Raw genomic sequence first — 389 nt, 5'->3', positions numbered from 1 at the left:
ATCGCCAGACGTGGAGCGCGTGCGCCGGTGTGCGGCCGGGCGGGAGACGCACCTAGTTGGTCCTGCCCCAGTGGTACGTCTTGCCCGTCAGTTCGTCGTGGACGGACAGGGCGGCGTTCCAGTCCAGGCCGAGTTGCGGCATGTCCAACGAGACCCTGGCCTCCTGGGCACGATGCGGGGCGAGGTTCACGACCACCATGACCGTGTCCGAACCCGTCCTCTTGGTTTAGGCGAGCACGGCGTCGTTGTCGGTCCGGTGGAAACGGAGATTCCGCAGGCGCTGTAGCGCGGGATGCCGACGGCGGATGGTGTTCAGCCGGGTGATGAGCGGTGCGATGGTCCGGCCCTCTCGGGCGGCGGACTCCCAGTCACGGGGCTTGAGTTGGTAC

At 67.6% G+C, this 389-nt stretch carries 1 pseudogene; it reads right to left on the bottom strand.

The features are described from left to right. Positions 1 to 55: 55 nt before the first annotated feature. Positions 56 to 389, bottom strand: a pseudogene (locus tag ADK64_RS42680) (DUF3459 domain-containing protein); the annotation flags it as partial.

Source organism: Streptomyces sp. MMG1121 (assembly GCF_001280015.1).
Classification (GTDB): domain Bacteria; phylum Actinomycetota; class Actinomycetes; order Streptomycetales; family Streptomycetaceae; genus Streptomyces.
The sequence above is the reverse complement of the archived record's forward strand: the minus strand, read 5'-3'. Positions and strand labels throughout refer to the sequence as shown.